Genomic DNA, 25,200 nt, shown 5'->3' with positions numbered 1-25,200 from the left:
TCGGATCACCTCCTTTCGTTGAATGGAAATTGCTTGCTTCAAACATATATCTGCCCTCCGCAGGACCGAAGTTGAATCAAACGGGTGACTTAAACAAGTCTTGTATTAAATTTTTTTTCGGGCAAATATTGGGGTTCTGCGCCGCGATATGCGACATGGTCAAAATGCTAATTGCGGCAATCTTCGACAATGCGTGCAATCTCTGCCCATGCCGGCAAAATGATGGGCGGATGTCCGTCCGTTTCCAATAATATCCGTCCGCGGCTGAACGCCATCGCATCCAATATAGCATCCATCGGCATGATTTCACTGGCCAGATAGGCGGGCGTTCCGCCGGTCGGCTTTGCCGCAAATTCCTTCATGGACGAAGATGTCCGTATGACGATGCGTTGCCCCGGCGCAGTCGCTTCACGCGACACATATATGCGCCGATTTTGCAGGTCGCAGCGCAGGCTGACGACTGCATTTTGGCCAGTCGGTCCAAATGAAGCAGTCGATCCGCGAACATCGCGCCGATATACCCAATCACCCACGGCAAACGGCCAGTCATTCCAATCCGCCGATAGACGCGGCGTTGGTGCAGGCGTGGCGGCGACCGGTGGAGGCACGGGCGCGGCCCTTTGGGCTGGCGGTGGTGGTGGCGCAACGCAGGATGCGAGCAGCAACATTGCAATGAGGGTCAGGTTACGGGTTTGCATGACTTTGTCTTATGGCCAAATCGCATCTGCTCCGCTAGCGCGTTGCGACATGGCGACCAAAAAAACACGACTAGACCAATTGATCGTTGATCGCGGCCTTGCCGAAAGCAAAACGCGTGCGCAGGCATTGGTCATGGCGGGCCATGTCTATATCGGTGATGCCAAGGCACTAAAGCCAGGGCAGCAAATCGCCGAAGATACCGAAATCAGTGTGAAGGGCAGCGACCACCCCTGGGTCTCGCGCGGCGGCATTAAACTTGCCCATGCCCTTGATGAATTTGCTATCGATGTAACCCGCATGGTGGCCATTGATGTGGGTTCGTCAACGGGCGGCTTTACCGACGTTATGCTGACGCAAGGGGCAACGCGGGTGTACGCCGTCGATAGTGGCACGAACCAGCTTGCGTGGAAACTGCGGCAAGACCCCCGCGTGGTGGTTCATGAACAGACAAGCGCGCGGATATTGACCGACGTGCATATTACCGAGCCCGTTGACCTCATCGTCTGTGACGCAAGCTTCATTGGCCTCGCCAAAGTGCTTGAGCGGCCTTTGACCTTTGCCAAAAGCGGCGCGCAATTGATCGCACTTATCAAACCACAGTTTGAGGCTGGCCGCGAAGAAGTTGGCAAAGGCGGCGTGGTGCGGGACCCCGAAGTCCATGAACGCGTTTGCAACGAGGTACAGCAGTGGTTGGTCGAAAAAAACTGGACGATACGCGGTTTGACCACCAGCCCGATCACAGGGCCGCAAGGCAATGTCGAATTTCTTATCTGGGCGCAAAATGTGTAGCGCCCCACCGGGGAGCAGTCATATGAAAATCCGGTCCATAGAAACGCGCATCAAAACCCAACCCCGGATCCGGTCCGAGGTCAGTGCATGGTTGGACGCGAAATAAGCAAACCGACAAAACGTCGCGACGCGTTAGTCCTTGTAAAGGCCATTGACGCGCGCTGCGTAACGTTCGCGGATGACATGGCGCCGAATTTTCATGCTCGGCGTCATTTCGCCATTTTCGATTGTGAAAGGCTCATCGGCAAATTCAAACTGGCGGACCTTTTCGGTTACCGACACATCCGCATTGACCCGGTCGACGGCGGCACGAACCGCAGCACGAAACTGCGGATTGCCCTGCAAGGCATTGAAATCATATTTCATATCTTGCGCACGCGCCCATTCCAGCGCCCATTCGGGATCTGGAACGATAAGGCCAACGATGTAAGGCCGCTTGTCACCTGAAACCATCGCCTGCAAAATTTCGGGCTGCAGCGTGAGCATGCCCTCAATCTTTTGCGGCGCGATGTTGTCGCCCTTGTCGTTGACGATCAGGTCTTTTTTGCGGTCAGTGATGGCAATACGTCCGCGATCATCGATATGGCCGATGTCGCCGGTGTGCAGCCAACCATCCTTGATGACCCGGTCGGTCTCCGCCTTGTTCCGCCAATAGCCCTTCATCACCAAAGGACCACGGACAAGGATCTCGCCATCTTCGGCAATCTTGACCCCAGTATTCTTCAGCGGCGGGCCAACGGTATCCATCTTGATACCCGCTCTGGGCCGGTTGCAGCTGATAACGGGGCCAGACTCGGTCTGTCCGTACCCTTGCAGCAAGGTGATGCCCAAGGATTGGAAAAACACGCCAATGTCGGGATTGAGCGGCGCACCGCCCGATACCATCGCCTTCATCCGGCCGCCAAAGCGTCCCTGGATTTTGGGCTTAATCGTCCGCGATAAAATCAACCGCATCGGTGCATCGGAAAGCCGCTTGCGCCCCGAATAGTCGCGCTCGCCAATGGTCAGGGCTTTATTGAGCAAGTAATTTGGAAACTTACCCTGCTTCTCGACGGCCTTGATCATTCTTTGGCGCAGGACTTCAAACAATCGGGGAACGACCACCATGACGGTTGGCCGTGTTTCCTCGATATTGGATGCGAGCTTTTCCAGCCCCTCCGCATAATAGATTTGCGCGCCGACACTGATGGGAAGGAATTGCCCACCGCTATGTTCGTAGGCGTGCGAGAGCGGCAAAAATGACAGGAAGACTTCTTCTTCATCCAGCCCAAAATCCTCGCGCAGCACCTCAGCGGCGCCATCGACATTATGCAATATCGCGCCATGATGCTGCATCACACCACGCGGCGCACCGCCGGTGCCGCTGGTGTAGATGATGCACGCCAAATCGTCGCGGGTCACTGCCGCCATAGCCGCCTCAGCAGCCCGTATGTCGGCATCATTGCCTTGAACCATCTCAGACCACTGGTGCATCGACAACTGGCCATGCTGCACCGCTGGCTGCGACTCCATAGCGATGATGAATTCCGCTTGCGAAGACCGCAACGCCGCCGGCATCAATGTCTTTGCCAACTTTGCAGTCGAAACAATCACCGCGCGGGCGGCGCTGTCGTCGAGAATATGCTGATGGTCGCGTTCGGTATTGGTGACGTAAGTCGGCACGGTCACGCATCCAGCCGCCATGATGCCCAAATCGGCGATGCACCATTCGGGCCGATTTTCCGAAACGAGCATGACCCGGTCGCCCTTTTCCAGCCCAAGCTGGCGCAGCGATTTGGCGAAGCCCGCAACCTGACGCGCGACCTCAGCCCAGCTTAAGGATTGCCACCTACCATCATGCTTTGCCCACAAAAACGGCGCGTCACCGCGATGCCGCGCACGTGCAAAAAACATGGTGACGAGGTTGGGGAAGCTGTCAAAATCGTCGAATTGCTCGGCAGCCACTATTCTCTCCTAAGGAACATTTTGCGGTCCATTATGGGACACTGAAATTTACGCTAGCGTGCCAATGCGTTGGGCGCAACGTGCCTATCGTGTTAACCGACATCCTCCGTTGGTGCTTCGTCCACCGATCTCGGCACGGTTACTTTCACTTTGCCCTTGGCGTCGATGGTGGACGATGTCCCCTCGCTGCGTGGATCGGATGCCCCTGTCCAGCTATTGCCTACAAGCTGCGCGCCGTTAACTTTTGAACCCAGATCGACAGGGCGAACCGTTTGTCCAAATTTGCTGAGGCCATCAGACATCGCCGAAAGCATAGTATTTTGTTCGACCTCAAGACCGCCACCGCCAAAATAGATATTTGGCAGCGCAATCGCTTGATCGAGCGGAAGGCCGAAATCGATTACACCGATTAGCGTCTTGGTCACATGCATGATGATGCGTTTTCCGCCGGCCGAACCAAGCGCCAGAACCGCCCGGCCATCGCGATCAAACACAATCGTAGGGGCCATGGACGACAATGGCCGCTTTCCGCCCATCACGCGGTTGGCGACCGGTGCACCGTTCTTTTCGGGTGAAAAGGTGAAGTCCGTCAATTCGTTGTTCAAGAAAAAGCCGCCCGCGACCAGCTGGCTGCCAAATGGCCCCTCAATCGTCGACGTCATATTGGCGATATTGCCGCTGCGGTCGACTGCGGTGAAATGCGTTGTTCCTGCCACTTCACTGGAAATGGCCGCCGTGCGCGGCATCGCGCCGGGCGGGTTCCCGGCCGGATAGTCCGTGCGCGCCTTTTCAGGGTCAATAAGCGCGGAACGCTCTTTGATATATTCGGGGTTCAAAAGGCCAGCGACCGGCACATTCACAAACGCATCATCCGCCAGATATTTTTCGCGGTCGGCATAAGCCAGCTGCATCGCCTGACCAATTAAATACCAGCTTTTGGGGCTGTTTTTGCCGGATGCTGCCAAGTCAAAACGTTGCAATGTGCCCAATATTTGCAACACCGTCGTCGCGCCTGATGAAGGCGGGGCCATGCCGCACACCACATAGACGCGGTACGGCGCGCAAACAGCCTGCTGTTCCTTTGCGCGATATTGCGCAAGGTCCGTCATGGTCATGTCGCCGGGGCTAAGCTTGCTCGTCGTGACCGCACTTACAATCTTGTTGGCGATGGGGCCGGTGTAAAATGCATCGGGTCCCTTTTCCGCCAGCAACTTCATGGTCGTGGCAAGTTCGGGATTCTTAAGCGTCATCCCTGCGGTAACAGGCGCGCCATTCCGCCAATAAATCGCGCGCGCAGCGTCAAAGTTAGACCAAAGTGGCTGAATACCTTTCAGCCGCGATTCAAGCGTCTTGTTGACGACGAACCCTTTGTCGGCAAGGCGAATGGCGGGCTTGAAAATCGTCGCCCAAGACAGCTTGCCCCATTTGCGGTGGGTTTCCGCCATAAGCTGGATATTGCCGGGAACGCCCACGGAACGCCCGCCCTGAAAAGCCTCCAAGAAACCGAGCGCTTTACCGTATGGTCCGACAAACCGATCGGGTGTCGCCGCGGCTGGCGCCGTCTCGCGCCCGTTGATGGTTGAAAGCACGCCCTTTGCGCTGTCCTGATACAAAAGGAAGCCGCCGCCCCCAATGCCGCTGGATTGCGGTTCAACGACGGTCAGCGCCAACATCATGGCCATCGCCGCATCAGCAGCGGAACCACCCTGACGCAACATTTCCATCCCCGCTTCGGTAACACGGGGGTCGGCCGATGATGCGACACCGACATTTTCGGCAACAACCGGTTGAGCGGCAAGGATGAGTGCGCTGATCGCGAAGGACAATTTTTTCATGCCCGATACCTAGCCCGCTTCACACGGCAATGCCAAGCCCGGATTTACGCGTCAGTCCCCACGGCGTCCGAGATATTGGCAAACCCGTCGCGCTGCAAAAGTTTAAGCAGTTGCCGGCTGATTTTAAGCGCCAGTCCGGGGCCATGATACACAAGCGCACTGTAAATCTGCACCAAAGATGCGCCCGCACGGATGCGCGCATACGCATCTTCGGCAGAGGCAATGCCACCGACGCCAATCAAGCCCAGCTTGCCGCCACTTGCCTTGCGAAAATCGATGAGGCGTTGCTGCGCAAGATCTCGCAGCGGCGCACCTGACAAGCCACCGGTTTCACCTGCATGTTTCGATTGCAGGTCTGGCCGCGAAATGGTGGTGTTCGATACGATCAAAGCCGCAACACCGCGCGCCATCGCCACGCTGACAATATCGTCAATGTCGGCGGGCTGCAGATCGGGCGCAACTTTCAGGAAGACCGGCGTTGCCCGCGACCGCGCGGCCATAACCTGCGCCAACAGGTCATCCAACGCAGCCTTGTCCTGCAGCGCACGTAGCCCTTGCGTATTGGGCGAGCTAATGTTGACCGTCAGATAATCGGCCAAAGGCTCCATATTACGCACGCCGATGACATAATCAGCAATGCGGTCCGCGCTGTCCTTATTGGCGCCGATATTGATGCCCAGCGGCCCCGCCAATGCCGTGTCCGGAATATTCTGCAGCCGCGCGATAGCCGCCGCCTGTCCTTCGTTGTTGAAGCCCATGCGGTTGATCACCGCTGCGTCCTCGACCAACCGGAACAAGCGGGGTTTTGGGTTACCCGCCTGCGGCAACGGCGTTAACGTGCCGACCTCGGTAAACCCAAAGCCAAGGCGCATGATCTCAACGGGTACTTCGGCGTTTTTGTCATAGCCCGGCGCCAACCCAACGGGATTTGCAAAGTGCAACCCGGCAAAGCTTTGTTGCAAAGCCGCGCCCTGCGTTCCCATAGACGGGATGGGCAACATTTTCAGTGCCGTAAGGGACATGTTGTGGGCGGTTTCGGCATCTGCCTGAAACAAAAAGGGGCGTGCAAGTCGGTAAAACATTGCGGTGCTATTCACGAGTCGCGTGCAAGGTGCAACGGCGGGATTACGTTCATGAAGCGTACCAAGATGATTTTGGCCACAAATGCCCGAATTTTATGGATGATGACGATTCCGTCCAATCGCATTTTACCAAACGTCTGCACTGTCGTAGCCCAACCCAAGAGCTCCGCCGATGAAAAACGGGCGTTCTTTCCTGAAAGCCCCCTTCACCGCTGCCATAGTCCCCGACGGGCCGTTCGGCTGCTAATCCTTCGGTGCATCCGGTTCTGCACTTTGCGGCTTCGCTTTGCGGCGGCGGAGATTGGCACGCAGGGCCTCGCGCAACCGTTCGGCCTTAATCCGCTCTTTGTCTTGCGCATCTTTTGCCAATTGCGTTCTCCGATCCATTTTGCCTGCCCGCGCACCCGATGCCAAATCGCCCGCAAAGGCGCAAGCCGCTTGACAACCGCCCCGTCCCTTCGCATAGGGCCGCACCTTCGGTGTATGCTGCTGTAGCTCAGTGGTAGAGCGCGTCATTGGTAATGACGAGGTCGGGAGTTCAATCCTCCCCAGCAGCACCAGGTATTTTTCCCTTTAATATCATATACTTAGGTCCATATAAAGACGCTAGTTTTGTCGCGCAAATTCCGCGAGTTACCAGTAAAAATTTCAACATTAGGGAGCCCAGAGACGCTGTCCCTATGACAATTTGAGTTTTTTCTGGTTGGTTATCTCTGAGGCCTAAAAACGTGGCACCAAAGTGGTTTCAGGATAAACCTAAAGGCAGGGACGGGAAGCACACTGTGTTGTCTCATTTCCAGCCCGCTAAAGGACGTCAGCCTTGCTTTGAATAGAATTCAAAAACTACCAAAAATTGTTTAATTGCATTGAATCATAGACTTGCAACAAATGAGGTCGCCATCTCAGTTCCTTTGATGGGCACCAGGAAGTCCCCAATATCTTCAGCGATTTCAGACTTCTGGCTTAGAGCAGAAATTGTCGCCTAACTTCCGTTACTTGCGATCATTAATTTTGCAGATCTGCTGCGAGAGACACCTTGTGGTGGCGCGATCTCGCAAAAAAGCCCCGGATATCTCCGGGGCCCTATTTCGTGGCACCACTTTTGTTTTGGCCGGTGCTAGCTAAACCCGAGGAAGTGCCGCTGCTGCTGCCATTCCATAGGGATATCTGCACAGCGCATCAGGTGCCGGGCAGTCAGTTGAGCCGGCTGCCGACCATCCAGAATGGCGGTTATGATGTCCGGTGCTAGCCAAGACATCCTCGCAAGCCGATGCAAGTGCCGCTTTTCATAACGTGATACTGCTGGAATTTCTTCGCCGGTTAGGAGATGCTCTCTTGCTGCAAAACCCTGAACCACGAGGCGAACGAGGGCAGCATCAGCATTTTTGTCATTGGCGGATTCGCCATCAGGCGACAGGACAATCCGAACCTCATTTCCTCGGCGAACCATTTGTGCAGGCGTCGTTATAGTAACTGCATCTTCATCCCCAATCACAACGTCGATCCGGTCGGCGGCAACATTCACCTTCACAAGACGGTCAATCAATATCGCACGCAACTCGCTAGTTGTAATATGATCAAGGCTGTCAGCTAACGCAGCTTCGGTTTGGCAATTGGCCTGCCATTCAACCTTGCATGTTGATGCATCGGGTTCAGCGGGCTTTTTGAGATATGTCTTCAAGGTTTTTATGACAATCTGATCGAGAGGGCCAGCTGGCAGTCTGCAGATAGTTGAGCGGTCTTCGCCTACTTTGGACCGAGTGACATAATAGCAATATTGCTTCGATCCCTTCTTTCCGCGTGACGGCGACATTGGCCTGCCATCCGGATCAGTGACAAGGCCTGCCAAAAGACTTGGCGACTTTGCATGCTTCGATATCAGCTTATCTCGAGTGTTACCCGCAAGCGTAGCCTGGACGCGTTCAAAGGTGTCGTGATCGATTATCGGATCATGCTCACCGTCATAAACGGCATCCTTATGTTTGATCTTGCCTATGAACACGGGGTTCTTGAGCAGGAACCCCAGTGGTCCTTTTCCAAAGCAGACATTGCCGATGGTACCACCCGCCTTGCGATGGCGCGTGCGGGTGCGCATGCCGCGTCGTGCGAGGTCATCTACCAGTGCCGGAACGGATTTGAGCTCAAGATAGCGGTTAAAGATATAACGAACGTCTTCTGCTTCCTCAGGCTCGATAAGTAACTTGCGTGCTTCCACACGATAGCCATGGGGGACCGTACCTCCCATCCACATGCCTTTACGCTTGGATGCAGCTATCTTGTCACGGATACGTTCGCCTGTGACCTCGCGTTCGAACTGCGCGAACGATAGCAATACATTGAGCGTCAAACGACCCATGCTGTTCGTGGTGTTGAACGCCTGTGTAACGCTCACGAACGACGCGCCTTTTGCATCAAGGATCTCGACGATCTTGGCAAAGTCCGCAAGTGACCGGGTCAGCCGGTCAACCTTATAGACCACGACAATATCGACCTTGCCTGCCTGTATGTCGTCGAGCAGTTGCTTAAGTGCAGGACGGATCATGGAACCTCCTGACCAACCGCCGTCATCGTATAGCTCGCCAGCTTGTTCCCATCCCTCGCCTGCCTGGCTCAATATATAAGCCGCACATGCTTCGCGCTGCGCATCCAGGCTGTTGAAGTCCATCTCAAGCCCCTCCTCGGTCGATTTGCGCGTGTAGATGGCACAACGCTTGCAGTTAGGTGATATCATGGCCCTACTGCCCTTCTCCGTCGCCTGGTGACTAGGCCAAAGAACCGAGGCCCTGACCAATGTGTGCCGGTGATGTCGCCTGCGATCTGGGTGAGCGATGCATATCTCCTGCCGTCGAACTCAAACCCTTCATCAAGAACAAGTACCTGATGCATTTTTCCACGCCACGAGCGCACCAGACGGGTTCCAGGCTTTAGGGAAGGCGCAATCATCGCTTCTCCATCATCCTTGCCCAGCCTCTTTATCTGGCGTTCAATGTTACGACGTGTGGAACTGGTCAGGGTTCCCTGCCCGCGTTCCTGCAACCGATAGGCGATGCCGCGCCGCAGCAGATCGGGTCCGATGTCCGGTGCCACGTTCCGATAGACCTCGCGCCATCGAGAACGCAGTTCGGCAGGCTTCATGGTGGAGAGGCGACCCAGTTCACAACCGAGACTGTTTGTCATGACCACCGCCTTACGCCTCGGGCGACGATGTTATGCGGTAGCGGCGAACGCCATCCACCTTATCGCTATCGATAACGTGCCCCTTCTTCCTCAGGCCGGTCAGATATGCCCGTGTGGAGTGGGGCAGCCAGTTTGCAAGTGTCGCGAGTTGTGCGAGCGTGGCACCGCAATCCCGGGTCAGCAGATCCAAGATCTGTTGAGGCTTTGAGGGGACTATGATTGTTTCGCTAACCTGGAGCTTTTTGGTCTTTGTCATGGGTGGTTCTCCTTAATCGATGCAGCATCATGCTGCCCCACCACCCAAAGCCCAGCTAAATGCCTAGCCGGGTCTATCGCCGCCTTATGTCGGGGCGCTTGAATATGAACAGCAATGCTCGACTGCGTGCAGAAGTCGAATGGATAGTGCGCGCGATAGGCAGAAATTTAGATTAGTTGAGCACTTAGGGTCGTCATTGCGGCACTCAAAAAACTAGACGAAATTTTAGAAAATACCCTATGATCGAAAGTGGGTGGGCAGCTGCTCGGCAGATTTCGGGAGATAGAGGCTAATAGCAGCCATTCAGTTGACCAGATTGATGCCTGGATACCTCACCACGCCCCGTGAGATACAAGCTGCTATTAGGCCGGTATACTCAGTTCGAATGCCACCCGATGGCCGCTTACCAAATGATAAGAAGCCTCGCCTTTATGCAATTCAGCGACTTCTCTAACGATATATAAACCTAAGCCAGACCCTTCGTGCAGGCTGCCAACGCCCCGCTTGTTCCGTTCAAATATGTCGGCGCTCAGCGTTGATGGATCGTTGAGCGTATTTGTCACACGAATGACCAATGCCAGCTTTTTCTCATCGGTCACGATTTCGAACAAGATCGGTGTGTCAGAAGGAGAATATTTGAGTGCATTTTCAAGCAAATTGCGGATGGCCAGGCGCAAAATAATCGGGTCGGCATCGGCGTAGATTACCGGCTGTTCAAACTTTTGTTGAATGCGAGCGCGTTGCGACGGATCTAAGTCGAATAAAGCAAGTTGGCACACATCGCACAAATCAATCGAATGAAGTTGCGATGGTCGGCCTTGCGTTATCAACGTTGCGCCTAAAATTGAGTTGGAGATGGAGAGCACAATTGCATTGATCGTGGACTGTGCCTTCAGCACGGTTTGCTGAATGTTCTCCGGCTTTGTCTGTCCTCGGCGTAATTGCTGACTGATGGTGTCCAAGGTCGCCTGTGCTGTATTGAGCGGCTGGCGGACCTCATGGGTTAGCATGTTCAGCAGTTGATACCGCTCTTCTGCAAGCGCAGCGCTCGCTTTCTCCTTGATCTTAGCTTGGCTAACCGCTTGCTGAATGCGAACGGACTTGCGCAATTTGAAATTATTTTCGCGTGCCTGCCTGCCGATGAGAAGCCCGATAAAAGCCATGTGAAAGAAAAAGAAAAGTACGGGCAGAAAAATGGCTTGATATGTGATGCTACTGTCATTTGTAATAAATCTTGTTGTGGTCCCGATTGGGTAAGAGACCAGCAAGATATAAATACAAGCCAGAGCAGACAGCACCAATGTTGCAACACAATATTTTAAGGAAGGAAAACCAATCCAATGTTTGTTATATATCAAGAAAAATATTGCTGATAAACATATCAAAATACCGGCAGTTGATAGAAGAAATAGACGAAAAACTGTTTCTCCCAAAACAAAAATTAATACCGCCATAATAAAGCTAATAATTATTAAAATGATTGGAATTCGGTTGGATTTTCGAATGAAACCTCGGTCTGCAAAGCTCAATGCTTTGAGTGCTGAAGATAGGATCATTAATGCGGCAGCTGCCGAGTTGTCAATTTTCCAACTAGAACTGATATACTGAGCTGTTAGCAGGCTAGCTAAAATCGCTATAAGATTAGAAATTAACCAAATATACACTGCGCGTGTTTTTATTCGTATAATAACAAGACAAATCGAGAAAATTACAAACTCCGCGACAAGGAGGTACTGAAACATCAGCGCCAGAGTTATGATAGGGGTTTCTGATGTCATCTTGAACCATTATCTCCAAGCATAGCTTCAGCAGCTGCGCGTAGTTTGTAACCGACGCCAATTGAAAAACAAGCATGCAGGTGTCGGAACATTGGGGACTGATGGCTGCCATTGGGTCGCATCCAGACAGTCCGCCCTCGGCCCAGAAGCTGCCCGATGAAATAAGCCGAGCAGCATTCATGGACCGCGCTATTCGTCTGGAATAAAAAGATCAAAGGTAACCTTCGCGTCATCGTGAATGAAATACGATACCGAGCCGCCATGCGCTGCTGCGACTTTTTTTACGAGATACAAGCCGAGCCCTCCCCCACTGCCTTGGGCACCGGCACCACGCCCACGACGCGTGAAAATAGCTTCGTCCAGCAAATCGAGCCTAGTGAGTTGGCTTGTTACAGTGAAGGACGTGCCCAATAAATCTTCACGCTGAAGAATGCGAAACTGGATCGGGCTCTGTGGCGGCGAATATTTCAAGGCGTTGTCCAGCAGGTTTCGCAGGGCAAGGCGGACCAGAACGGGGTCCATATCGACATAAACGGCGTTATCGTCAAAGTTCACTTCAATCCGCGGACTTAGATCAATCGGGCAATCCGTTTTTGCGAGCTCAGCGACGTCGTGTGCATCGACCAGTCGTCGCGTAATCTTGGTGTTTTGTTCCAAAAATGATGCCGCAAAAATTGCGTTCGAAATAGCCAAAGTAACGGAATCGAGCACCCCCTGCGCGCGGGCAATAGCCAGTTTGGGTTTTGCGGTCTTCGGATTCTCAAGCCCAATAGCATGATCCAGTGCTTCAAGCGCAGCGCGCGCGTTGTTTATGGGCTGCCGAACCTCAAGGGTTAAAAGGTCCAATGTGAAGAGGCGTTCATCCGCCAAGTCGGACAAGCGATTTTGTTCTGCCGACATTCGCCTATTATCTTCAAACAATCTTGCCGCGCGACGTGCTTCGAAGAGATTGAATCGGATGTCCCGCCCGACGATCAGATGAAGAAACCCAATCTGTATGCAAAACGATATGCAGATTAATATCTCAAGGCCTAATATCGTATTAGCAGGGTCAATATCAAAGCCGATGCCATTTCTTGCGTCAAACACGATCCAGGCACGCCATAGGAATAGCAAAGCACATGCGATTAAACCAAAAATCAATATACTTTGGCCCCGAAAACCTCTCCAAGCGCGGTTCTTGTGACACACCCATGCGGTGGCGAAAACAATCGCGGCACCACATGAATACCCCAACACGGCAGGCAACCATCCATAGGGAAGCGCGGTAATCGTCAGCATTATCAAAAAAGCCGCCACAAGGACCATGTGCGCTTTGTAGAAACGTAACATTCTCCATTGGCGCCCCGCTAGGGCAAAATAAGGTAGAGTAATGGATGTGCCGCTAACTACGTAACTGATCAGACTATAGGTTACCGAGTGCGCCGTTTCTACAAAAACAGATGGTATAAGCATCGAAAATGCTGACATGAAATTAGAAATTATCCACAATGTGGATTGATATAAATTTGATTTTCTAATAGACAGAAAAATAAATAATGAAAATGCTGTTAAGGATGCAGTATAAAGCATACTTAAATTTAATATTAAATTATCATTTAACATTAAAATATACCATATTATAAATATGTAACTAAAATTGATGGTATAAATAATTTAAATTCTATATTTAAATTATTAAAATCTTCAAAGGATAAAAGTCCACCATGATATTTAGAAACTTTTTTTGCGACAAATATCCCTAAATTTTGCTCCTGCGATGGAACCAAGTCGTTGAAATTGATCTCATCAATTGAAATCGAACTAAACCCTTTTTGCTTTATTTGTTTGTAAATAATTGAGAATGAAACGCCGAGATGGACTTCATCAACTTCTATTGATACATTGATGTCGCTGTTAATTTCCGACCATAAAAGCGCATAGTCAAACAGGTTGTGCAGGGCGATACGCAGAAAAATCGGCACGCATTCGATAAAAACACTATGTTCGGGCTGTGTTAGAAAAATGCGTTTTCGGTTTGCAAAGCTACAATCCAACCGCGCCATCTCCAAAACCTCGAACGCATCGACCGGTTTTAGGTCCCATTTCTGATTGTCTGCGGTTAATGTACCTATGAGAATTATATTAGACAAAGGCAGCGTGATATCATCAAGCGAGGAGATCGCGCGGCCCAGGGCATGCTCGGCATCCTTCGATGACGCCGACGTAGCATCTAATGCGGTCGAGATGGACTGAAGAGATGCCTGCGCATTGTTAATGGGTTGGCGGACCTCATGCGTCAAAAGTTGAATGAAATCCAGTCTCTGCTCGGCGACATTACGCAGCTTATGGGCTTGATCCGTAAGATATGCCGACCGTTGCCAGGCCCGAACCTTCCGACGCGCCGCGAACTTTGCCACCTTGGCCTGCCGGGCGACGAGCATACCCGTAAAGCCTATTTGCAGAAAAAAAGAAATGCCTACAAGTGCGCCCAAAGCCAGCATGGATATCGCCGAGGTGCCAACAAACTCCTTTTCCAAACTAAAGGGATAAACGGTCAATATACGAAGAGCCAATAACATAGCGGAGACGGCCATCCCGATGACCACCAGTTTCAGCCCTAATTGATCGTGACTTACCCAATATCTATTTCGCTTTGCGACCAGGAGGCAGGCGAGCGAGATTGACATACCGACGACTGAGGTAATTAACCCTCTATAATCCAAAAGAATGTCGAGAAAAGCCAGTGGCGTTCCAGCGATTGCCACCAGGAACCAAATATTAGCCCAACGGTCCCGGACGAATCTCCCCGGCTGACGGCCAAGTGCCCCGTATCGAATGGCACCGCCAAGCAATGACAAAAAGGCCGCCCAAATTTGAAGGTCTTGACTGGTAAAAATAGTCAAAACGTGCGGCGCGCTCAGCAGCGATATCGCAGATACAATGCTTGCGCATATCCACAAAATCACCTGTGTTCGATTGTCTGATCGCAGCAACAGTAACTGGCATATGGTGAAGGCGATTAGCTGGCCCGCATAAGCGTATACCATCGAATTTAAGTTTGTGCCGTAGTCCACTTAGCCCCTGTTTCGGTTATCAACCACCTTAACCGGTTCACTGATTTGATAGCCAAGCCCGTGAACGGTTTTCAGGGGTGACGGCTGGTTGGTGTCTTTTTCAATTTTCCGTCGCAGTCGAAAGATAGCTGAATCCAAATTCCGGTCATCTATGTTCTGAATAATTCCGGCGGCGTCAGCCAGTGCCTGCCGTGACATTGGCTTGTTAATGTCATCGCATAGGCTGCTTAAAATCTTTAATTCCACTGGTGTCAAATCAACGACTGACCCGCTGGGCGAGATAAATTGTGAACGGCGGCCATCGAGTTGCCATGGCGAACTGGCCGTCGATTTAAGCGATGTGCGGCGGCAAACAGAGGCGATTGCGTTATACACCTGATCAAAGCGAACGGGCTTGTTTATGAACATGTCTGCGCCGGCGGTGAGTGCGGAGTTAAATGCGTCTGCGCCCATGCGGCCGCTGATCACCAGAATGCCAGCAGATGTTTGGCCTCTGATTAAGGTGATGAGGTCAATGCCGTCGATCCCGGGAAGTCCCAAGTCCAGAATGTAGAAGTCAAATGACGATAACTTATCAGACTTCAGCAAAGCTTCCGCATTCGCAAAGCCGGCAGACAAAAGCCCGCGAACGCCAAGATACTGACCAAGAAACTCAACAAAGTCGGCATCGTCATCGACAATGCAAATGTTTTTGGGGTCATTCGAAATCATGAATTGCTGGCTCCAGTGATTTTAAAATTTCCGCCGATCCCCCTCGGGAGGGTGGTCAGTTCTAAAATGAGGGAGCCCACAACGTGAGCAGTACCGATTATGGATGGCATAGTCATAGGCGGGTGTCCAGTGCAATAAGGTTAGGCTATAAAAAGACAGTAGGCGGCCTCGTAATCAGCGCGCCCTCAAAGCTTCGAAATCGAACAGCATAACATTTTAACGGACCGTGGACGAAGGTCACCTTTTGATCGTCACCACAACGCGGCGATTAGCTGCCCGGCCTGCGGCGGTCAGATATGAGCCTATTGGCGACCTCTCGCCGCGCGAAATGGTCGACATACGGTTAAGTGCGACGCCTTGTTCGGTAAAAAAGCTGCGTACGCTCTCCGCACGGCGCAGACCTACAACGTCATTTCGTTCGGCCGAGCCGACAGCATCTGTGTGCCCCTCAATTTCGATAAAAAGGTTGCGGTTGCTGCCCTTCAAGCTGCTCGCAAGTTCGGTAATCCGCTGCTTGGCGGCATCATCCAAGATTACCGAGCCTGAAGCAAAGAGGACAGTATCCGTTAGGACTGTTTCGTAAAGGAACTTACCTTCGGCGGTTTTTTGCGCAGTTTGAGCGGTTTTTTCAGCGGCTTGAGCCGTGCTCAAGGCAACCTCAGCAACGCCCTCGACCTTCGTTACGCGCTCCGCCAATGCAATTTCAACGGCCAAGCGTCTTTGCTCAAGCGCGGAAATGTTTTGCGCTACCTGACGGTCCGTGGCGCAGGCGTTGGTAAGCAAGCATATCGTCGCAATCGCGAGAATTTTCTTCATATGGACCTCCATTTGAAATTAGCTTAATGAATCGGATAACTCGAGTCAAACAGATATTAACCATATCTGTTGAATATCAGCAATAAATTGTTATTGACTGGGGGGCATGAGCTTGAATAATGGGAAAACGCATAACAGCCTGATGATGAGCGGGCCAAACGCGCAGCCCCCGTCTGCGGTCACTCAGCCTGTTCATTAACTTCAGTTGTAGTCAAGGAATTGAAAAAATGCGTACGTTCCTGATTTTCCTGGCGTGTCTGCCATCGACTTCTCTCGCATCTAGCCGCGCCCCACAGGCTGACTGGCGGATTGTTAATTGGAGTGACGATGTCCTGCTCTATGTCGACCATAACAGCATCCAAAAGTCGAAGTCCCTTGTGGCTTATTCCGCCAAGATCGTCTTCTTAAAGGACGCGTCTCTGTCGGAGGTTATCTCTCAAACTGAAGTGCGTTGTGACACAAGGATGTCCAGAAACCTGAAGGTTTCGGGGGTGTCGAAGGCCGGCAGAACGACCGCCGAAAGGGCGAGCCGCGTCTGGCGCTCCGTTGAGGCGGGCACCAACGTCGAGCGGGAAATGCAGAGCGTTTGCATGTAACCTTCAGCTCCTCCCGATCCGAGAACCGCCGCGCGGCACTTGTTGAGGATTTTGGCGGCGCCGGAGGCCAAATTCATCATCGGCAGGGCGACACCTTATTATTCTATAGTCTAAAGTGAGCGCACCTCGCCCCCAGCCTGCAGGGGCTCCCGCCAATTGGCTGCGCAACCTGATTGGTAAAAGGCACCCCATAATGCGGCCGCCCGTCACGCGCCGCCTCCCGGCCTAAATACCACTCTTTAGGAAAATTGAATGCACTGCCGAAGCGCGACCCATTGGCGGTTTTACGAGATAATTGGCCGGGAATTGCGACACATATATCCTTGATATGACTATATATGATGCAAAAACAACATAGATTTACTAATAAATAAAATATATTTTTGACATCTGATTAAATCTGATTATCTAGGCGATATAAGTCTACCGAATCAGGATAGAAATCGATGCTTAAAGTTATCCACCTGTCAGTGATGGCGGCCGTTTTGATGGGCAGCTCTGCTGCACACGCGAATGGATTGAACGAGAACACGGCGTGGCAGTTTCAGACTACGGCGGAACTCGCTAACCGCGCGTACATTGAGGACCTAAGGCGCAAGCAGCAGTCGGGCTTTTACAACTCGCCGGTGTACAACTCCTTCATCGACAATCAGAACAACTTCAATTGTTCGAACGCCGCAAATGCCTCGGGCAACGCTGGAACGAACTCTACCACGGCGAATACGCCGAATTCTTCGGGCGCAACCGGCTCAGCGACCGGCAACTCGAGCTCCGCAAGCACATCTGCAATGCAGCAGCCTTTTGAAACTGTGCTGAACAACGCGCAGAGAAACTCGGGCCTCGTCGCCAGCGACGTAATGGGGGACAGTCTCGCGTCCGCATCGAATAACCTCACAAGGCAGGTGCTAAATTCTGCGCAGGACAATCTTGGCGTCCAAGACGCCAGCGTAAACGGTTCAAACGCGTGCGCGTTTGATAGCGTCACCGGTGTCTCCAAGTAAATCGTGACGCGCATTGTCTGCCGGAACCCATCATGGTGAATTTGCGACAATGGCCCCGCTCCGCGCGCCCGATTCTTTTGGCTTCGCAGGTGCTTTGGCTGTCCGGATGCAGTCTCTCGACGATCGGCGTTCAAACACAGCAGATCGCCCCAGGTGAGGCGCCGATGCAGATAGGGACCCCCGTCCGCAACAATGTGACGCCAATGGAGGCGGCGCTTGGCTGCTATGCACGTTCGCTGGCGGCCAGCGGTCGCCCTCCGTTAGTGATCGGTGTTGGCGAAATCAAAGATTTTACTGGCCGATACTCGATTAACGAAGGCAACGTGATTACGCAGGGCGGCTCGCTCATGCTCTTTTCGGCGTTAGGCAAGCTGGGCGGCACGGTCCGGATTGCGGAGCGCTACGATAGCACGATTGCGGACCGCGAGCTGGGTTATATGGAGCGCCGCCAGCTGGGCGATGGCGCGCAGCACGAAGTCGACGGGAAAAAAGTGCCGTGGGTGCCTTATTATGGCGGCACCATTCAAGTGTCCGATTATTATATTGCCGGCGGTATTTCCGAGGTCAATTACAACATCGCCTCCCGCGGCGCGGAGGCGTCTCTGAACAATATTGGCGCCAAGGGCCGCACATACACCCAAAGCGTGGCCATTGACCTGCGTATTGTGGATACGCGCACGCTGCTTGTTGTCGATGCGATCAGCCTTTCAAAGCAGTTCAGCGGCTATGAAGTCGGCGCGAACACGTTCCGTTTTTTCGGGCTGGGGTTAGTCGATATCAACGTTGGTTCAAAGGGCCAAGAGCCCTTACAGCTCGGCGTCCGGGCAGCCATTGAAGAGGCTGCCATCCGCCTGATTGGGCGGGTTACGGCAGTGGACCCCGGGCCCTGCCTCGCGCTGCGGACGCAAGAGGTTCAGCCGCAAACGTCTGAGGAAATCTTCGCGCAAATGACCCGCGACGGGCAGGCGGCCATGGACGGCAACGCCCCCGTCGGCCCGATGGCAGAAGCGCCGCAGCAGCCGATGTTGCCTGCAGCGCCAATGTCCCGAGCATCTGTCCCAGCGCAACCCGAACCGCAGCCTGCGCCGACCCCAGCACCCGTCATGGCCCCGGCACGCGCACCAGCGCCTGCACGGGTATCGACACCCAAGCCCGCACCGACCGCAACAAGCCCGCAAACCGAAGCGCCACGGGCAGCGGCGTCGGAGAAGAAGTCTCTGAATTCTGACACCAATGGTCAGGCGGAACAAGCGGGCGAGATTATTCAGATCCCGTTCGACATTAACGATGCCAAGCTCTCCATCCCGGCGCAGTCCGTGTTGGACCGACTGTCGACCGCGCTGACGCGGGGGCCTGTGTCCCTTGTGCTGGTCGCACGCGATTCGGAAAAGCTTGATCCTGCACAACGGAGCCGGCTGCTTGACCAGCGCCTCTCCAGTCTCGTCGCCGCGCTGTCCAGCCGCGGCATCCCTGCGACATCCCTGTCGATGACGTGGCGGCCCACCGCCACGGACACGACGATTTATCGGGATGGACCGGGTGTCCAGCTGCTGGCGCGTATTAAAATTACCAAATGATTACATTAGTTAACAAAAGGAAGAAGACCATGTCATATTCAACATCAAACAAGATTAAGCTTCTACAAAGCGCGAGTGCGCTCATCCTCGGCGCAACTGCAGTCACAGCCCACGCGCAATCTGTAGGAACCACTGCCACTGACGTGACCTTGGCCAATACGGTGGATGCATTGGTGGTTGTCGATCAATCGGTGTCTGCATCTTCGGACACGACGGCAACGGCGAACGATGCCAACAACACATCGGGCAACGGTGTCGCTGTGACGAACAGCAGCGTGTCGATCACCGACAGCACCACCGCAGCCACCGCAATCAACAACACGGCATCGCCGTCGCTCAATGATACCGGCGCGGCCGCCACTGTCAGAACTTCGGGGATCTCGGTCGAACAGGACAACCTGTCCTCGGCCACCGCGCAGACAGGATCTGCGACGGATGGTACCGAGGTGAAGATTTTAACCGGCGTGACTTCGGGCTCGCCGTTGACCATTTCAAACGTAGCTAACCGTGCATCTGCAACAGGCAACACGGCCTCCACTGGGGTGAGCACCACCGATTTCACCACCAACTCAACCAAAGCAACTCTGGGCGCGATGCAGCAGAACACTGGGGTCGCTGACGCCGCGCCAAGTATCAACAACATTTCGATTACGGCGACGGTCAATGACACTGACATCAACCTGCAAGCAGGTGCCACAACGACCAGCGATCTGACCGTCAGCGGCAACACCGATGCCGCCGTCGCCACCGCCAACAGCCTGACGCAGAACATGACCCTCACCGGCACCACGCTGACGTTGGGCACGGTCAGCGCCACCGCTGAGACAGTTGGCACCGATACCGGCGCGACCGGTCAGGCAATTGTGAGCAGCCGCCAGACCAACACTTTCACCGATGTGTCAGCCGCAAACACGGCCTCTTCGGTGACGCTCGTTGCCGGCGTGACCAACAGTTCGTCGCTTGATGTTAACAGCAACACGCAGGCTGCAACTGCCACCGGCAGCTCGGCAGGAAATGCATTGGCCCTTTCGGGCACCACGGTTGGCACCGGCGCGGCCATTGTTAGCACCCAGACGAGTGACGCAGAAAGCACCGTTACTGCAGCCACCACTGGCCAGGCCGGCATTACGGCGGCGTCCTTGGGCGCTACGACGGCGTCATCAGCATCGCTGACGGACAATGCACTGCAGTCGCGTGCGACAGGCGGAACGGTCACCAATACACTCGCGGCAGCGGGGACGACCATCACCATTAAATCACCGGATGTCGCCGCGGCCGCAACCATTACGGCGGGTCTCGAAGGAACGGTGGGCGGCGCTTATGCAACGCTGAATGACCAGTTGATCGCGGGTAGCGTGACGGCAACCACCAATGCGACTGCTGCGGCAACAGCTGGCTTCACTGTCAGCGTTACCGGTGAGGTTTCAAACGGAAGTTCGATCAACAACGATCGCAACGCGATGACCGCGCAGGCGCAGGGCGCTGTGGCCGCAAATAATACCACTTTGTCCGTCGGCGGGACACTTTCGCAGGGCGCCACGGTCACCCCCACCGCAATTGCGAATGCAGCCGTCATCGGCAACATCCAAGAATTGTCAGACGGCGCTAACATCGCGGCGCGCGTTCAAACAGTGTCAACAGCCGGCGATACTGCCATGTTGACCAGCGTCGGTGGCGTGCTCAGCAGTTCATCAGTGTCGACCTCCAACAACCGGATCCAGGCCTTTGCGGATGGTGCTTCGGCCACCAACGCCCTGACCGCGTCGGCTACCACGTTGACAACAGCCGCCGACGCCACTGGCGTGCCAGGCTCTACCGACCTTACTGCCGACGCCGCCTTTGCGGTCGTCAACCGCCAAGATGGCGGCAATGGCACGATCAAGGCTGAGCTCAACGATCCAATCCCGCTTCGGACTGAGATCGCGGGTGCAACGTCATCGTCATCCGTGAAATCCACAGGTAACATGCAAGATGCATTCGCCACGAGCAACAAGGCAACCAACAGCATCACGCTTGCGGCTACGACGCTCACCAGTGATGGCGCTGTCGTCAACAACCAGAACAGTGACGCGCAAGTTTCGTCAATTATCGGTGCGACCACCGGTGGGGTTGCTGGAGCCGTAGGCGTAGATGCGGGCGTTATTGTTGATTTCAACGAAACGATTTCGAGCAGCAACATTGCCGTGACCGGCAATATGGCGCGCGGTTCCGCCATCAGCAACGTCGGCACCAACACACTAATTGCATCGGCTACCACGCTGACGGGTGACGGCACGGACGCAAAGGCCACGGCAGATTCGACCAGCGGCACTCAGGTGACCAACGCCGATTTCAGCCTTGGGAACTCCCAGACACTGAATGCCGCCGCCACTTCTACAACCAAGGTTTATGCGACCTACGGCGTCGATGTGGCTTTCGATAAGGCCGTGACGGACTCCAAAATTGCCGTATCAAACAACACGCAATTTGGCGAAGCTTTGGGCAACTCGGCGACCAACAAGGTCGAGCTAACGGCAGTGGGTGCAGGCGCCACGGGCAATGATCCCACGGCGGCACTGAACAATGTCCAATCGGGCCTGACCGCAGCGATCGGCGCCACGTCGGAAATGTCGCTCTATGCCAATGCGGCTTCGTCTGGTTCGTCGGTCGCCCTGAACGGCAACAGCAACACATCCTTGGGGGCGATCAACAATGCCGCCAACACTGTTTCTGTGTCGGGCTTGGCGGTTGATGGTTCGACTGGCCTTGCCAGTGTCAATGTGACCACCAATGTAACAACAGCGGATTATGCGCTGAACAATAACCAGGATGCGAGCGGCGTGCTCACCAGCACGGCCATGACCACCGCCTATAACTTGGACCGGACAGATACAACCACTACCGGTATCTCGAATGGTTCAGCTTCCTTGTCACGAAACACGACCACGGCGGAAGCGTCATCCAACCGCGTGGCAAACAGCCTTGCGGTTTCGGCCACGGACAATGGTGCAACGGCCGCGCTTGGTAACGAGCAAATCAGTTCTGCGGGTGTTACCGCCACGGCGTCGAGCAGCTCGTATAAACTTGAACTGACCACGGCTGTGGCTTCTACCTATGCAGCAAGCGGCAGCAGCGTCGCCGTCGAAGGCAATACGACCACGGCTTTGGCACGCGGCAACTCGGCCTCGAACGCGCTTAACTATAACGTTAACGTGGCCTACACCGGTATAGCGACTGCCCCTACCTTTGCGGGAACCACGGAAGCTTCCGCTGGGGCCGTTGTCTTGAACGCGCAAACTAACACTGGTGGCGTAGCTGCGAACGCCAACTCCGTTGTTTATGCAGTTGGACTTTCGGGGCCAGCGACGGCGGGTGCCGGATCGGCGTTGAATTCCTCAGCCTCGCTCGGCAACAATACGACTTCTGCCGTCGCCTTTGGTAACGCTGCCACCAACACCCTGACCATGGCGACATGGAGCGCGGGTATCCCGTCCAGCGCGATATCGAGCAATCAGGTCAACGGCGGTGCCGTCACGGCAACGGCAACAGGCGTGGGCTACACCATGACCCCGACTGGCCCAGCTTCGGGCAGTGCGTTCCGCAACAGCGGCAACAGCATAAGTGCTCAGGCGATTGGCAACAGCTCGGTCAGCACCATCGGTGGTGGCAACTAACCCCTTGGCCGGGCGGCGATACCGCCCGGTCAACACCCGGTTCCTGCTAGAACCCCTGGCATGAACCACAAACGACTTGGGTGGGGGGCTGAGGCTCCCCACCACTTTTCGTAAAAACGACAGATTATAGGCATTGCTTCGAAGGAGGTTAAAATGTTCAACAAGTCAAAATATCTGCTGACATTAGCAACCCTGGTTTCAGGCGTTCTCACCACAAGTCCGGCGGCAGCCGACAGTCCAATGACTGCCCATCAAGGCCAGCAGCAGGGCAATCAGCAAGTAAACAGCGGTGGTTCACGCCACGGTGGCTCATCGAGCGGCCAACGCAACGATCGGGGTTCTCACGATAATCGTGGGGATGGCGGACATAATGGCGGCGGCAACGGACGTGGCTATGGCAACGATCAGGGTCATGACGGCCGAGGTCATGGTTACAACCGTGGTTATGATGGTCGCGGTTACGAGGGACGTGGCGCCCGGTATAATCCTGGCTATGACGGTCGCGGCCATAGCGGCCGGGGATATGGCCATAACCGTGGCTATGACGGTCGTGGTTATGCGGCGCGCGGTATTCCTGGCTATGGCGGTTGGGGACAACGCGCCGTCTATGGCCTGCCCGCCTATCGCGGCTGGGGATATGGTGTGGTTGTCGCGCCAATCGTCGTAGTCGTACCCGCCTATCGCGGCTGGGGCTATGCCGGCGGCTATCGCGGCTATCCGGCCACTGTTGGCTATCGCGGTTACACTGGCAATGGCGGCTACGGAAGATTTCGCCGCGATTAAGCTTTAGCGGACAAGGGTCTTTCGCGCCCCAAGCGCCGAAATGACGCCGGACTTCATGACATATATTTCCAAGACGCCTTTTACAGCCGACCCAAGATGAATTTGGAATTTATGACTACCCACTTAACCACTCTTCCGAGCAAAATGCATTGGTCTGTCAAATAATGACAATTATGAAAACATCTGATGACTCGACCCATGCTGCCGGCGGTTTGCTTCTGCGCGGCGGGCGGATGACCAAGTGGAAGGGTCGGGTTGTCAGCATGTCGCCGCATATCGGCGCGCTATCGGCGGGCATTTCGTTGTCGGCGTTTGCGGTATCGATGGCGCTGGGCAGCGGACTGCTGTTAGCACCCATGGCCTCGGCGCAAACGGTGGCGCTCACGGGCACAAATAACACAACGACCCAGACTGCGACGGGCGCGCCTTTGGTGGTCACCACAGACCCCAACTACAAGGTTGAGACAACAACCGGGGGCGGGCTCGTGCTCACCGGAACAAATGGTATAACATTTTCCGATTCAAATAGCTCGACAATCAAGGGCGCCACTACTGGCGTCTCGGCAAACAACTCGGGCGGCGCGCTGTCGGTGACGGTCTCCGGTATAGTATCGGGCGGCACTGGCGCGGGCATTGCAACCGAGTCCAATGCGGGTGGCGCAGTGGCGATCGACCTGCTGTCGGGATCGAGTGTCAGCGCAACCTCTGGGGCGGCGATTTCGGACGGTGTCGGCAATGCAGTTGTGACGCTCAATGCGGGCGCAGGAGTTACGGGCAGTATCGCGCTAGGGGATGGCAGCGACACGCTCAACATCGCCTCGGGTGTAACTTTGGCGGGGGTAACATCGCTGAGTGGCGGCGCAGGCTCTAATGATACGCTGAACATCAATTCCGGCTTGTCGGGCGCAGTGAGCAATTTTGAAGCGATCAATGCCGACACAGCCGGGGGTAGCTTTACGCTCGGCGGCGTGGTGAGCGGTGGCGCTCTGACCAAAACCGGCGCCAACACGCTGTCGCTGACCGGCGCCAACAGCTACACCGGCGGCACCACCCTCAGTGGCGGCACGATCTTGGTTGGCACCAACACGGCGCTGGGCAGCGGCGCGCTGACGATGGCGACGGGCACAACGCTGGAATCGGGCGCAGCGGGCCTGACGCTGGTCAGGGCGGTTGCCATCACCGGCACCAGCACGGTCGACACCAATGGCAACACGCTGACCCTTAGCGGTGTGGTGAGCGGTAGCGGCACGCTGACCAAGATCGACAGCGGCACGCTGTTGCTGAGCGGCGCCAACACCTACACCGGCGGCACCACACTTACTGCCGGCACGATCAAGGTCGGCAGCAACACGGCGCTGGGCACAGGCGCGTCATCGTCGCTGGCGATGGCCGACGGCACAACGCTGGAAACGAGCGCAGGTACCCTGAATCTGGCCAATTCGGTTGC

Annotated in this window: 20 protein-coding genes and 1 tRNA gene; 8 read left to right on the top strand and 13 right to left on the bottom strand. The window is 54.7% G+C overall.

All coding sequences use genetic code 11. The features are described 5' to 3' along the window. Nucleotides 1–167: 167 nt before the first annotated feature. On the bottom strand, nucleotides 168–698 hold the full coding sequence (locus ACIQ0G_RS00390) for a hypothetical protein (RefSeq protein WP_397576186.1): 531 nt from the start codon (nucleotides 696–698) through the stop codon (nucleotides 168–170). A 49-nt stretch (nucleotides 699–747) separates the two neighbouring features. Between ACIQ0G_RS00390 and ACIQ0G_RS00385 the strand changes: the two genes are divergently transcribed. Then, nucleotides 748–1,488: a TlyA family RNA methyltransferase gene (locus tag ACIQ0G_RS00385; RefSeq protein ID WP_397576185.1), complete on the top strand. Its 741-nt coding sequence runs from the start codon at nucleotides 748–750 to the stop codon at nucleotides 1,486–1,488. A 132-nt stretch (nucleotides 1,489–1,620) separates the two neighbouring features. On the opposite strand, the gene ACIQ0G_RS00380 is transcribed toward ACIQ0G_RS00385, so the two are convergent. The 4 genes from ACIQ0G_RS00380 to ACIQ0G_RS00365 form a co-directional block, all read right to left on the bottom strand. After that, the gene (locus tag ACIQ0G_RS00380) at nucleotides 1,621–3,381 is read right to left on the bottom strand and encodes an AMP-dependent synthetase/ligase (protein ID WP_397576210.1); all 1,761 of its coding nucleotides are present in this window, start codon (nucleotides 3,379–3,381) and stop codon (nucleotides 1,621–1,623) included. Nucleotides 3,382–3,524: 143 nt separating this feature from the next. Further along, entirely contained in the window at nucleotides 3,525–5,267 is a 1,743-nt protein-coding gene (gene ggt / locus ACIQ0G_RS00375) for a gamma-glutamyltransferase (RefSeq protein WP_397576184.1), read from the bottom strand. Nucleotides 5,268–5,311: 44 nt separating this feature from the next. After that, nucleotides 5,312–6,349 (bottom strand): quinone-dependent dihydroorotate dehydrogenase, encoded by a 1,038-nt coding sequence (locus ACIQ0G_RS00370; RefSeq protein WP_397576209.1) that lies wholly within the window; start codon nucleotides 6,347–6,349, stop codon nucleotides 5,312–5,314. Between the two features lie 243 nt (nucleotides 6,350–6,592). Next, entirely contained in the window at nucleotides 6,593–6,736 is a 144-nt protein-coding gene (locus ACIQ0G_RS00365) for a hypothetical protein (protein WP_397576183.1), read from the bottom strand. 98 nt (nucleotides 6,737–6,834) lie between these two features. Between ACIQ0G_RS00365 and ACIQ0G_RS00360 the strand changes: the two genes are divergently transcribed. Then, a tRNA-Thr gene (locus ACIQ0G_RS00360) sits at nucleotides 6,835–6,909 on the top strand. A 557-nt stretch (nucleotides 6,910–7,466) separates the two neighbouring features. Here the strand turns inward: ACIQ0G_RS00360 and ACIQ0G_RS00355 are convergent. From ACIQ0G_RS00355 to ACIQ0G_RS00320, 8 genes are all read right to left on the bottom strand, one after another. After that, a complete protein-coding gene (locus tag ACIQ0G_RS00355) occupies nucleotides 7,467–9,080 on the bottom strand; it encodes a recombinase family protein (RefSeq protein ID WP_397576182.1) in 1,614 nt (537 codons plus the stop codon). Continuing rightward, on the bottom strand, nucleotides 9,077–9,526 hold the full coding sequence (locus ACIQ0G_RS00350; RefSeq protein ID WP_397576181.1) for a DUF2924 domain-containing protein: 450 nt from the start codon (nucleotides 9,524–9,526) through the stop codon (nucleotides 9,077–9,079). The genes ACIQ0G_RS00355 and ACIQ0G_RS00350 overlap by 4 nt, the downstream gene beginning before the upstream one ends. A 10-nt stretch (nucleotides 9,527–9,536) precedes the next feature. Further along, nucleotides 9,537–9,782, bottom strand: a complete 246-nt coding sequence (locus tag ACIQ0G_RS00345) for a DUF3489 domain-containing protein (protein ID WP_397576180.1) — start codon at nucleotides 9,780–9,782, stop codon at nucleotides 9,537–9,539. Nucleotides 9,783–10,144: 362 nt separating this feature from the next. Further along, nucleotides 10,145–11,560, bottom strand: coding sequence for a sensor histidine kinase (locus tag ACIQ0G_RS00340; protein WP_397576179.1), 1,416 nt, complete (start codon nucleotides 11,558–11,560; stop codon nucleotides 10,145–10,147). Between the two features lie 189 nt (nucleotides 11,561–11,749). Then, the gene (locus ACIQ0G_RS00335) at nucleotides 11,750–13,165 is read right to left on the bottom strand and encodes a sensor histidine kinase (protein ID WP_397576178.1); all 1,416 of its coding nucleotides are present in this window, start codon (nucleotides 13,163–13,165) and stop codon (nucleotides 11,750–11,752) included. A gap of 14 nt (nucleotides 13,166–13,179) precedes the next feature. Further along, nucleotides 13,180–14,616, bottom strand: a complete 1,437-nt coding sequence (locus tag ACIQ0G_RS00330) for a hypothetical protein (protein WP_397576177.1) — start codon at nucleotides 14,614–14,616, stop codon at nucleotides 13,180–13,182. Next, the gene (locus tag ACIQ0G_RS00325) at nucleotides 14,617–15,327 is read right to left on the bottom strand and encodes a response regulator transcription factor (RefSeq protein WP_397576176.1); all 711 of its coding nucleotides are present in this window, start codon (nucleotides 15,325–15,327) and stop codon (nucleotides 14,617–14,619) included. It lies immediately after the preceding gene. A gap of 237 nt (nucleotides 15,328–15,564) precedes the next feature. Then, on the bottom strand, nucleotides 15,565–16,143 hold the full coding sequence (locus tag ACIQ0G_RS00320) for an OmpA family protein (protein WP_397576175.1): 579 nt from the start codon (nucleotides 16,141–16,143) through the stop codon (nucleotides 15,565–15,567). A 227-nt stretch (nucleotides 16,144–16,370) separates the two neighbouring features. On the opposite strand from ACIQ0G_RS00320, the gene ACIQ0G_RS00315 reads away from it, so the two are divergent. From ACIQ0G_RS00315 to ACIQ0G_RS00290, 6 genes are all read left to right on the top strand, one after another. After that, nucleotides 16,371–16,739, top strand: a complete 369-nt coding sequence (locus tag ACIQ0G_RS00315) for a surface-adhesin E family protein (protein ID WP_397576174.1) — start codon at nucleotides 16,371–16,373, stop codon at nucleotides 16,737–16,739. A gap of 446 nt (nucleotides 16,740–17,185) precedes the next feature. Continuing rightward, nucleotides 17,186–17,740 carry a hypothetical protein gene (locus ACIQ0G_RS00310; protein WP_397576173.1) on the top strand — a complete coding sequence of 185 codons (555 nt, stop codon included), beginning with the start codon at nucleotides 17,186–17,188 and terminating at the stop codon, nucleotides 17,738–17,740. A 164-nt stretch (nucleotides 17,741–17,904) separates the two neighbouring features. Further along, entirely contained in the window at nucleotides 17,905–19,317 is a 1,413-nt protein-coding gene (locus ACIQ0G_RS00305) for a CsgG/HfaB family protein (RefSeq protein ID WP_397576172.1), read from the top strand. A gap of 29 nt (nucleotides 19,318–19,346) precedes the next feature. Beyond that, complete coding sequence (locus tag ACIQ0G_RS00300) at nucleotides 19,347–22,970, top strand: beta strand repeat-containing protein (RefSeq protein ID WP_397576171.1); 3,624 nt, start codon at nucleotides 19,347–19,349, stop codon at nucleotides 22,968–22,970. A 153-nt stretch (nucleotides 22,971–23,123) separates the two neighbouring features. Next, nucleotides 23,124–23,753 carry a hypothetical protein gene (locus ACIQ0G_RS00295; RefSeq protein WP_397576170.1) on the top strand — a complete coding sequence of 210 codons (630 nt, stop codon included), beginning with the start codon at nucleotides 23,124–23,126 and terminating at the stop codon, nucleotides 23,751–23,753. 173 nt (nucleotides 23,754–23,926) lie between these two features. Continuing rightward, a partial coding sequence (locus ACIQ0G_RS00290; protein WP_397576169.1) for a beta strand repeat-containing protein occupies nucleotides 23,927–25,200 on the top strand: 1,274 nt, incomplete at its 3' end.

Origin of the sequence: Sphingorhabdus sp. (assembly GCF_044354325.1) — a bacterium.
Classification (GTDB): domain Bacteria; phylum Pseudomonadota; class Alphaproteobacteria; order Sphingomonadales; family Sphingomonadaceae; genus Sphingorhabdus_B.
Note: the sequence above shows the minus strand (reverse complement) of the source record. Positions and strands in the feature narration are given on the sequence as shown.